Raw genomic sequence first — 10,416 nt, 5'->3', positions numbered from 1 at the left:
CGAGCCGGGAGGAGCTGGAGCGCGAGCTGGCCCCGGTGGTCGAGCGCTTCGGCATCACCGCGACGGTCGACACGGTCGGGCGCCCCATGCGCACGCTGATCCTCGCCTCGACCGCGAAGCACTGCGTGAACGACCTGCTGTTCCACGTCGAGTCCGGGCACCTGTCGCTCGAGGTGCCGCTGATCCTGGCCAACCACGACGACAATGCGCGCCTCGCGGAGTTCTACGGCGTGCCCTTCGAGCATCGGCCCATCACGGGGCCCGCGGACAAGGCGGCCTTCGAGGACCGCGTGCGCCAGGTCGTGGCCGAGCACGATATCGAGCTGGTGGTGCTGGCCCGGTACATGCAGGTGCTCTCGCCCGAGCTGTGCGAGGAGCTCTCCGGGCGCTGCATCAACATCCACCACTCGTTCCTGCCGGGGTTCAAGGGCGCCAACCCGTACCGCCAGGCGCACCGCCGCGGCGTCAAGCAGATCGGCGCGACCGCGCACTTCGTGACGACGGACCTCGACGAGGGGCCGATCATCGAGCAGAACGTGATGCGGGTGGACCACACCCGGACCCCGCAGGAGCTGATGACGATCGGCCAGGACACCGAGTCGCGCACGCTGCGCCAGGCCATTGCGCTGTTCAGCGAGCACCGCGTTCTGCTCGACGGGAGCCGCACGGTCGTCTTCCGCTGACGCGGGACAGGATCGGGGCCGGCACAGGCGCGAGAACGAGGACGGGCGCAGGACCGCCGAGTCCTCCACACGCCGGAGTGGTCCACAGTTCGGCTCCGGGGCATCGCGCAGCACCCCTCAGGGCGCAAGACTGCACGGCATCGGCAGGACGGGCCATCCCGGGCCGGGCGGGCACCCCGATGGGGACTGCTCCCCATCGCTCGGCGGCACCGTCTCCCATACAGTCGCACCACGCTCGCGCCCGGCTCTGCTCGGGACGCGCCGTCCCCGCAGGAGGAGCACCATGTCCGCACCGCCGCGCATCCGCCCCGGCCGCATCCGTCGCGCCGCGATCGCCGCCGGTGCTCATCCGTCCGCCGTGCATCCGGTCTACCGGGTGCTGGCCGAGGACTCCGCCGCAGCGGGAGACACCGCCGATGCCGGAGGCCGTGCCGGTGATGCCGCGCCCGGCCCCGGACTCGACGCCGATCTCGATCACGACGCCGCCCTCCTCGTGCTGCGCCATGCGACCACGCCCGCCCTGCTGACTCTCGCGGTCGACGAGGGGGCGGGACCGCGGACGCTGCGGGTGGGGCTGCATCCCGACGGCGCGACCGTCGAGGCCGCGGATCCGCAGGGCACGGACCCCGGCGCGCAGGCGACGGACGCTGACGCGCGGGCGACGGACGCAGAGGCCCAGGCATCGGGCACCCCGTCGACGTCGGCGATCACCGAGGTCCACCTCGCCGACCTCCCCGCGCGTCTGGCCGACGCCCTGCCCGCCGGGCCGCTGTCCGCGCCGCCGCTGCTCACGCAGGAGTCCGCCGCGCGATCGATGCGCCTGGCGCCGGAGCAGGCGCGGGCGATCATCGACGCGATCCGCGAGGGCCGCTCCCCTGCCGAGGCGGCCCGGGAGCTCGAGGGGATCGAGCCCGCGCTGCTGTCGGCCCTGACCGCCGCGGGACCACGGGTCTCCCTGTCCCTCACACTGCACCCGGACGCCCGCGGTGACGCCGCTCGCCCCGATGGCGTGCCCCGTTCGGACAGGCCCCGCGAGGACGCCCCTCCCGTCACCTTCGCCCGCGTGTGGACCCAGCACGGCGATGCCCTGCTGCGCACCGACGCGAGCGGAGCACCGCCCGGGAGCATCCAGGAGGTCGCGCCCGGTGACGTGCTCGGCACGCTCCTGCCGCTGCTCGATCAGGGTGTGCGCTTCAGCGCCGGTGACAGCGCCGGGGAGGCGATGACGCGATGACCGGGTTCTGGGGCATGGACGTCGAGGCGACGCGCGCCCATGCGGAGCGACTCGGCACGGCGGGCACCTCTCTCGAGAGCCTCCGCGACCGCCTGGCCGCGACGATCGACGCCGTCGACTGGACGGGACCCGACGCGGACGCCTTCCGCAGCTCCTGGGCCTCGGGCGCCGGCGCTCGGCTGGTCGAGCTCGGCGAGCGCCTGCGCACCGAGGGGGAGGCGGTGCGCAGCGAGGCCGAGGAGCAGGACGAGGCCTCCGCCGACCAGGACGGCGGTCCGCAGTGCGGCCCGGGCGGGGCGGCGGGATCGACGATCCCGGCAGCGCCCGACGGCGCTCGCGATGACGGCTACCGCCACGAGGACAACCCGTGGCTCACGAACTGGCTCGAGGAGCCCGCCGAGGCGGCCCTGTCCTGGACGGCGCAGACGACGAGCGACGCGATCGGCTGGGGACTCGATCGGACGATCGACCTCGCGGTCGGCATGGGAGACGCCCTGGGGACCCAGACCGGAGGCCTCGAGCAGTTCCGGCGCGATGCGGACCACCTCGGATCCGTCCTCACCGATCTGGCGACCGGCGAGCGCGTCCCGACGATCAGCGAGCTCGCCGCGAGCTCGCTCCTGGCCGCAGGATCCTCGGGCGTCGCGGCCTACGAGCTCCTCACCGGCGAGGACACGCCGCTCCTGGACGACCGCCCCGGCGACGTGCTCCGCGATGAGGCCGGCGACCCCATCATGCGCACCGAGACCGAGGCCGGGCCCGCCCAGTCCCTCGGCGACCTCATCATCGAGAACGACTCGCTGCGCATGCCCGGCGGCACGGGCGTCGACAGCGGCCAGATCGGCATCCAGCGCATCCGCCCCGCCGACGGCGGCGATCCCGTCTACATCGTCCAGATCCCCCCGACCGAGGGCGCGGGGATCGAGGAGTTCCCCGATGCCTACGGCGCCCAGGGGAACTCCCGCGACTGGGCATCCAACCTGCGCCTCGTCGCGGGGCAGCACCCCGCGGCGATGGACGAGGTGCGGGCGGCGATGGACGCGGCCGGGGTCCCCGCCGGGGCCGACGTCATGCTGGTGGGGCACTCCCAGGGAGGGATCGTCGCGACCCACCTGGCGGCCGATCCCACCTTCAACTCCTCCTGCGGGGACGCGGGCAGCTACAACGTCACGAACACCTTCTCGGTGGGCTCTCCGGTGCAGACCGTCGTGCCCGCGCAGGCGGGGACCGAGGTGGTCAACGTGACGCACGGTCCGGAGGGGCTGGACCCCCATCTCGTCACCCGTCCCCAGCAGGTGGGCCCGTTCACCGTGGATGTGCCCGCCGACATCGCCTACACGGGAGACCCCATCGCCCATCTGGATCTGCAGGGCGCTCAGGTGAGCGGCGGGACCCTGCAGGCCCCGAACGTGCACGAGGTCATCGTCGACGGCAGCCCGGGCCTCGTCTCGCAAGGGACCGAGCCGATGTTCGACAACCATGACTCGTACGATCCCGATGACCCGGGTTACGGGTATCACCCGGACGTGGTCGCCGCGACGGGCACCGACCCCGTGCTGTCCGCCCTCCAGCGGGATCTGGAGGGCACGTACATCGGCCCCGGCGTGGTGATCGAGTCATCGACCGTGGTCAGCGTGTGGCGCGGAACGCGCTGAACGGGCCGCATCCGCACGGTGCCGCCTGCAGGATGCTGCTCGAGCGCGCCGAACACTCGGAGGCGCCGGCACGTCGAACGTCCTGACGCGCTGCCCAAGAAGCTCCGTCGTCCCTCCGCGCTCAGCCGTCCACGCCGTAGCGCTCGAAGAGCAGACGTGCATGGATATGGCGGCTCGAGCGCGTGAGCGTCGGCTCCAGGTCGAAGACCGTCACCTCGCCCGCCTCGGCCCTGCCCACCAGATCCTTCAGGCTCATGTGCTCGCTGTACCCGGCCTCCGCGATGCGCCGCACGACGGCGCCGAGAGCCGCGTCATAGATCCGCAGCAGCTCAGCACGGTCGGACGCGTCGATCGAGATGACCCCGCTGAACCAGGTCTCGAACTCGCCGCCGCCGTCCACCTCCGCCTCGACGGAATCCACGCCCTCCACCGCCTCGGCGGCAGCGCGCAGGTCCGCCCCGATGTCCTCCTTCGAGGGCCCGCACCCGGACACGAGGCCCCCGAGCACGAGCGCGCCCACCGCACCGAGCGCACCGCGCATCGCCCTACGACGCCCCATGGCCATTCCGTCCCCCTCGCTCGCCTCCGGCTGATGCGCCGATCCTCGCACGGACAGGCCGCGACGAGCACCGCCCGCGCAGTCCTGTGGACGACGGGCGCCAGGGGTCAGGACGCGGGCGCCTCCGCGCCGTCGGTCGCGTCCTCCTCCGGGACCTGCTTGAAGATCACCTTGAAGATCGGGAAGAACACCCAGAACGAGATCGCGGCGTTGATGATCATCGTGATGACGTCGGCGAGAGTCTCCCCGAGCCTGCCGAGCCCCCAGCTGTCCATGAGCAGGCCGTAGATCGGGGCCTTGTAGAAGCCCTGCGCGGCGGCCGCGACGAGGGTGATGATCACGTAGGCGATGGCGTACCAGAAGGCGGCCCGCCAGATCGAGCTGTTGGACTTGAACGTCACGGAGCGCTGGGCGAAGAAGTTGATGACCTGGGCGATGAGTATCGTGATCTGGACGGCCAGGAAGTAGGCGAGTCCTCCGCCGCCGCCCTGCGAGAGCGCGCCGGCGGCGTAGTCGAAGACGTAGTACTGCGAGCCATCGACGTTGGATCCGATCGCGCCGACCTGGAACGCCTGGTCCACGAGCGGGGTGAAGCCGAAGACCCACTTGGCCAGCGGCATGAGCGTGAGCTGCAGGACCGTGATCCCGTTGGAGAGCACGAAGAACACCAGGAACTGCGAGAGCGTCACGTGGTTCTCGGCGAAGCGCCGCCACCAGCGGACCAGGCCATTGCCGGAGGCCGCTGCCTCGGCCTGCGTGGCGGGCGCCGTCGGCGTCTTCTCGGGTGCAGCGGTTGTCGGCGTCGTCTCGGGTGCGTCCATGCTCAGCGTCCTTCGATCTCGCGCGCCAGGGAGCGCGACGCGGTGCGGGTGGTGAGGGCCGCGCGGGCGATGCGCCGCAGCCCGGCGAGGTGGTGTCCGTTGACGAGGTCGACGATGCCCCTGACCTCGTCGGTGCCCAGCAGGCCGCCGGACATCTTGGCGATGGCGCGGAAGGGCATGTTGTGCAGGAACAGCAGGTTCAGGTCGGGCTTCCCGGAGCGCTCGGCCCGGCGCAGGAGAGCGGTCAGGACGCGGTGGGCGCCGCGACCGAGCGGGCTGCGGGCGTGCTCGAGGTCGCGCAGCGGGTCGTTCAGGCCGAGCTCGCGGCGCTCCGCGACGGCGGCATCATCGGCGAAGTGCCGTGCCTCGGGCATCGCCCGCTGGGCCGTCTCGGCGACGGTGCGGGGGGCGGCGGGGTCGGCCGGGGCCGCTGCGAGGACGCGGCCCTCGAGGTGCAGTGTCGCCTCGAGCGCCCGGTCGCGGCTGTGACGGCCGACGGTGATCACGGCGTCGCCTCCCTCGATCGCCCAGGCCTCGCGGTCGCGGTCGTAGTGCCGGAAGGCCCGCTCGGTCAGCTCGATCGCGACCTCCTGGCTCTCCCCGGGGCCGAGCTCGACCCGCGCGAAGCCCTGCAGCTCGTGCACGGGGCGCTCGATCGCGGATCCGGGTCGGCTGACGTACAGCTGGATGATCTCCCCGGTCTCGCGGTCGGAGGCGTTCGTGGCCGTGAGGTGCGCGACGGCGAGGGTCACCGGCGCCCCGTCCGTCGGCGCCCCGTCCGCCGATGCGCCATCCACCGCCGCCTCGCCGGTGCGGTCCGCGCTGGGGCGGTCCGCACTGGGCACGGGGTCCACCCGCAGGTCGGCGAGCGCGACGCGCCCGTAGCCGAGACCGAAGCCGAACGGGAAGCCGACGTCGATGCCCGCGGTGTCCAGGTGCCGGTATCCGACGCGCAGGCCCTCGGCGTAGACGGCCTCCTCGCCGAGGGCGGGGAACGAGTCGGCGGTGGGATGGTCGGCGAGGGAGCGGGCGTGGGCCCGGGCGAGGCGCCCGCCGGGCTCGGCGGCACCGGTCAGCAGGTCCGCGACGGCCTGGCCGCCCGCCTGCCCCGCCAGATGCATGTGCAGCAGGGCGGCCGCGCCCTGGGCCCACCCCAGCTCGACCGGGGCGCCCGCGGCGAGCACCACCGCGGTGCGGGGGTTCACAGCCCGGACGGCGGCGAGCAGCTCGATCTGGACGGCGGCGAGGGCGAGGTCCGTCCGGTCCAGGCCCTCGGACTCGCGCATCTCGTCGAGGCCGAGGGAGAGCACCGCGACGTCGGCCTCACGAGCGGCGGCGACGGCCTGCTCGCGCAGGGCCGGGTCCGCGGCGCCGTCGCGCCGGTACCCCTGCGCCTCAGCGACGACCTCCAGGGAGGAGGCGGCCAGACCTCCAGGGAGAAGGCGGCCAGAGCGGTGGCCGGGTCGGTGACGCGCGATGCGTTGACCTGGGAGGAGCCGGTGCCCTGGTAGCGCGGGGTGCGGGCCATGTCGCCGATCACGGCGATGCGGGTCCCGGTGGCGAGCGGCAGCAGCGGGGCGGAGGGGTCGTCCCCCGCATCGGCACCGGCACCGGCACAGTCGGGGCTCGCACCGGCAGCAGCGGAGGGGGCGGCGGTGCTGGCAGCAGGGTCGCTGTCGGCGGCAGGATCGTTCTTCAGCAGCACGGCGCTGCGGGCGGCGGCACGTCGGGCGAGCGCGTGGTGGTCCTCCAGGAGCGCGGCGGGGTCGGGGACGCGCCCGGCATCGCGGGGGCGCTCGCGTGCGGCGAGCGCGATGACCTCGGCGGCGCGGGCGTCGAGGTCGGCCTCGTCGAGCGTGCCGTCGTCGAGGGCCGCGAGCAGGCGGCGCACGGAGTCCATCCCGGGCGAGGGCATCTCCAGGGTGCCGCCGGCCTGCGCGGCGGCGACGGGGTCGTTCCCGCCGCCCCAGTCGGAGACCACCAGGCCGTCGAAGCCCCACTCCTCGCGGAGGATCTGCGTGAGCAGGTGCTCGTTCTCGTGCGCGTACGTGCCGTTGACGCGGTTGTAGGAGCTCATGACGACGTCGGGCCGGGCGTCGCGGACCACGATCTCGAAGGCCGTCAGGTAGATCTCCCGCAGGGTGCGCTCGTCGACGATCGAGTCGGACGCCATGCGCCGGGTCTCCTGCGAGTTGACCGCGAAGTGCTTGGGGCAGGCGGAGACGCCGCGGGACTGGATGCCGCGGACCATCGCGGCGGCGAGCGTGCCCGCCAGGTGCGGGTCCTCGCTGAAGTACTCGAAGGCGCGCCCGCAGCGGGGGTCGCGGGTGATGTTCAGGCCCGGGCCCAGCAGCACGTCGACGCCGTGGGCGGCGGCCTCGGCGCCGAGCGCGGCACCGACCTCGCCGAGCAGCTCGACGTCCCAGCTGGAGGCGAGGGCGGACGCCGTGGGGAAGCAGGTGGCGGGCACGGAGGCGTTCAGCCCCAGGTGGTCGCCGGAGCCCAGCTGCTTGCGGAGGCCGTGGGGGCCGTCGGCGGACTCGATCGCGCGGATCGAGCGGGCGGGCAGCTCCCGGGACCGCCAGGTGGAGGCCCCGCTGAGCAGCGACGCCTTCTCGGTGCGCGTCAGGGCGGACAGCGGCGAAGGGCTGACCGTCTGCGACCCGGCGTCCGTCCGCGACGGGCGATCCGTCCGGGGCGGTTCATCGGCCTGCGACTGCTGCGGCGCCATGGCGGGTCCTTCCTGCATCGGGGTGCCCCCATTGAAGACGCCCGCCCCGCACTGGCACCGCGCCCGCGCACGATCGGTCGATTCGTCTCCCTGTTCCGCTCCGCGAGCCCGGATGCCCGGCCTGCGCGCCGCCCATCTACCTACGATGGCGACCATGCAGCCCCTCCCCCTCCTGGCGGTCGTGATGCCCTGCTACAACTCCGCCGCCTACATGGCGCGGGGGCTGGACTCGGTGATCGACGGGGCGCGCGACCGCTTCGGCCAGCGCATCGAGGTGATCGTCGTCGACGACGGGTCCGCCGACGCCACCGCCGAGGTCGCCCGCGGCTTCGCCCAGCGCCATCCCGGCGTGGTGCGCCTGGTGCAGCAGGACAACGGCGGCCACGGGGCTGCGGTGATGACCGGGATCGCGGCGGCGAGCGCGCTGTACGTGAAGGTGCTCGACTCCGACGACCGCCTGGACCCCGCGGCCCTGCAGGCCCTGCTGTCGACGCTCGACTCCTTCCCGACGGACGGCCAGGCCGATGTCGTGATCACCGACTACATCTACGACAACGTGCGCCAGAGCAGCGACCGCCGCATCCAGTACCGCCACTGCCTGCCCGCGCGCCGCACGATCACCTGGGAGCAGACGGCGCGCCCCCGCACCGGCAGCTACTTCCTCATGCACGCCCTCACGTACAAGCGCTCGGTGCTCGTCGAGAGCGGCCTCGAGCTGCCGCGCCACACGTTCTACGTCGACAACCTCTACGCCTCGGTGCCCCTCCAGCACACGCGCACCCTGCACTATCTGCCGGTGCCGCTGTACTGGTACTTCATCGGGCGCGAGGACCAGTCCGTCAACGAGGCCGTGGCCGTGCGCCGCCTCGATCAGCAGCTGCGGGTGAACCGCCTGATGATCGACGAGCTCGCGACCGACGCGGTCCGCTCCCCCGCCCTGACGCGGTACCTCCTGCACTACCTGTCGATCGTCACGAGCGTGTCCCTCACGTTCTGCGTCCTCGCCGGCACCGACACGGCCCGCGCGCAGGGACGCGAGCTGCTCGCCCACCTCAAGGCGGCCAACCCCGCGGGCTACCGGGCGTACCGGCGCTCCCCGATGAACGTCATCCTCAGCGCCCGCGGACCCGGCAGCCACCGCTTCATCCGGACGACGTACCGCGTGGTGCGCAAGCGCTTCGGGTTCAACTGACGGGGGCGGGCAGGGCCAGTCGCAGGGCCTGCTGAACAGGCGCCGAGAACGACCGAATGTGCACACGCGGTCGCGCCTGCGATTCCGATGCCATGGACTTGAACCTGCGGCGGGGCACGTGCTCCCCGACATCGCCCGTCGGAGCTGACGGGCAAGTCCAGTGCAAGGAGAAGAGCTCGTGAGCGCATCCGCTCCCCAGCCGACACCCGACAAGGATCCGACAGGTGCCGATGCACCTGCGAAGACCTCGAAGCGACGCAGAAACAAGAAGCCCTGGTCGAACAAGAAGTTCTTGGCTGTGTGGATCCCCGTTGTCGCGATCATCGCCGTCGTCGCCATAGGCGCCAACGTCGCTATCGGCTATTGGCGGACTGCGATCGAGTCCTACATGGGCACCGGCACGTACTTCCATCGACAACACTGACGACGGAGACAAACTCGATACCCAGTACTACGCGTCCGAGCACTCCTCGATCGACGAGGCCAAGGCGGCGACGTCGAAGGTCGTCGACTCGATCGGGGACGAGGGCATGGTCCTGCTCAAGAACTCGGGCGCTCTCCCGATGAATGCCGGCAAGGTCACCCTTCTGGGCCGCGGCGCCGCGGATCCGATCTACGGCGGCTCTGGCTCCGGAGGCGCGGATACGTCCACCGCAGTGGACTTCAAGACGTCGCTCGAGACGGCGGGCTTCACAGTCAATGACACGGTGTACACGCAGCTCGACGAGTACGCGAAGGCGAGCCCAGCCTCCGAGGGCGGGCGCACGAACATCGTGATGGATGAGCCCGACAAGTCCACGTACAAGATCGGGGAGATGCCGGTCGACCAGTACTCACAAGCCTCACGCGACTCCTTCGCGCAGTTCCATGACGCAGCGGTGGTCGTGATCGGACGCGGCGGTGGCGAGGGCGGCGATCTCGCCACCGACATGACGGAGTGGGATGACGCGGCGTCCGACGGCGAGCACCAGCTCGAGCTCAACTCTGACGAGAAGGAAACGCTGGCACTCACCGAGCAGAACTTCGACACCGTCGTCGTGGTGATCAACACCTCGACCTCGATGGAACTCGGAACTCTCGAGGACGACCCTGAAGTCGACGCGATCCTGCACGTCGGCTCCCCCGGCGTGAACGGGCTCAGCGCCCTCGGTCGCATCCTCAGTGGAGAAGTCAATCCCTCCGGCCGCACCACCGACATCTTCTCAGCGGACTTCACAGCGGATCCGACGTTCAAGAACTTCGGCTCCCACGCCTACTCCAACATCGACGGTGCTCACTTCGTCGACTACGAGGAAGGCATCTACAGCGGGTATCGCTTCTACGAGACCGCCGCCGTCGAAGGCTTCCTCGACTACGAGCAGGCTGTCGTATACCCCTTCGGATACGGGCTGAGCTACACCACCTTCGAACACTCGGTCGCGAGTCAGCGCATGGAAGGACCTGACGGGCAGATCACCGTTGAGGTGTCGGTGACCATAGGCCGCCCCCTTCATTCGGTCCGGTCGCTCTGTGAGTCGTCGGTTTCGATTTGATGGGTGCAC

10 protein-coding genes are annotated in these 10,416 nt (G+C 71.7%); 6 read left to right on the top strand and 4 right to left on the bottom strand.

Annotated elements, in window-relative coordinates; genetic code table 11:
• From FM110_RS00435 to FM110_RS00425, 3 genes are all read left to right on the top strand, one after another.
• Window positions 1-683: formyltetrahydrofolate deformylase (locus FM110_RS00435; RefSeq protein WP_143276191.1), on the top strand; the 683-nt coding region annotated here is incomplete at its 5' end.
• A gap of 283 nt (window positions 684-966) precedes the next feature.
• Window positions 967-1,917 (top strand): hypothetical protein, encoded by a 951-nt coding sequence (locus FM110_RS00430; protein WP_087101609.1) that lies wholly within the window; start codon window positions 967-969, stop codon window positions 1,915-1,917.
• Window positions 1,914-3,572 carry a WXG100 family type VII secretion target gene (locus FM110_RS00425; protein ID WP_087101607.1) on the top strand — a complete coding sequence of 553 codons (1,659 nt, stop codon included), beginning with the start codon at window positions 1,914-1,916 and terminating at the stop codon, window positions 3,570-3,572. The genes FM110_RS00430 and FM110_RS00425 overlap by 4 nt, the downstream gene beginning before the upstream one ends.
• 121 nt (window positions 3,573-3,693) lie before the next feature.
• On the opposite strand, the gene FM110_RS00420 is transcribed toward FM110_RS00425, so the two are convergent.
• The 4 genes from FM110_RS00420 to FM110_RS14360 form a co-directional block, all read right to left on the bottom strand.
• Window positions 3,694-4,113: a hypothetical protein gene (locus FM110_RS00420; RefSeq protein ID WP_087101605.1), complete on the bottom strand. Its 420-nt coding sequence runs from the start codon at window positions 4,111-4,113 to the stop codon at window positions 3,694-3,696.
• A gap of 125 nt (window positions 4,114-4,238) precedes the next feature.
• Window positions 4,239-4,952 carry a hypothetical protein gene (locus FM110_RS00415; RefSeq protein WP_234991798.1) on the bottom strand — a complete coding sequence of 238 codons (714 nt, stop codon included), beginning with the start codon at window positions 4,950-4,952 and terminating at the stop codon, window positions 4,239-4,241.
• Window positions 4,953-4,954: 2 nt separating this feature from the next.
• A complete protein-coding gene (locus tag FM110_RS00410; RefSeq protein ID WP_087101603.1) occupies window positions 4,955-6,262 on the bottom strand; it encodes a glycoside hydrolase family 3 C-terminal domain-containing protein in 1,308 nt (435 codons plus the stop codon).
• Window positions 6,154-7,683 (bottom strand): glycoside hydrolase family 3 N-terminal domain-containing protein, encoded by a 1,530-nt coding sequence (locus FM110_RS14360; protein ID WP_087101601.1) that lies wholly within the window; start codon window positions 7,681-7,683, stop codon window positions 6,154-6,156. The genes FM110_RS00410 and FM110_RS14360 overlap by 109 nt, the downstream gene beginning before the upstream one ends.
• A 154-nt stretch (window positions 7,684-7,837) precedes the next feature.
• Here FM110_RS14360 and FM110_RS00400 point away from each other — a divergent pair, with 154 nt between their 5' ends.
• The 3 genes from FM110_RS00400 (at window position 7,838) to FM110_RS00395 (ending at window position 10,407) form a co-directional block, all read left to right on the top strand.
• Window positions 7,838-8,875, top strand: coding sequence for a glycosyltransferase family 2 protein (locus tag FM110_RS00400; protein WP_159457935.1), 1,038 nt, complete (start codon window positions 7,838-7,840; stop codon window positions 8,873-8,875).
• Window positions 8,876-9,053: 178 nt separating this feature from the next.
• Window positions 9,054-9,299: a hypothetical protein gene (locus FM110_RS13600; protein ID WP_143276189.1), complete on the top strand. Its 246-nt coding sequence runs from the start codon at window positions 9,054-9,056 to the stop codon at window positions 9,297-9,299.
• 106 nt (window positions 9,300-9,405) lie between these two features.
• Window positions 9,406-10,407 (top strand): glycoside hydrolase family 3 protein, encoded by a 1,002-nt coding sequence (locus FM110_RS00395; RefSeq protein WP_087101597.1) that lies wholly within the window; start codon window positions 9,406-9,408, stop codon window positions 10,405-10,407.
• The last annotated feature ends 9 nt before the right edge of the window (window positions 10,408-10,416 follow it).

This window comes from Brachybacterium nesterenkovii (assembly GCF_900163655.1).
Lineage (GTDB): Bacteria > Actinomycetota > Actinomycetes > Actinomycetales > Dermabacteraceae > Brachybacterium > Brachybacterium nesterenkovii.
Note: the sequence above shows the minus strand (reverse complement) of the source record. Positions and strands in the feature narration are given on the sequence as shown.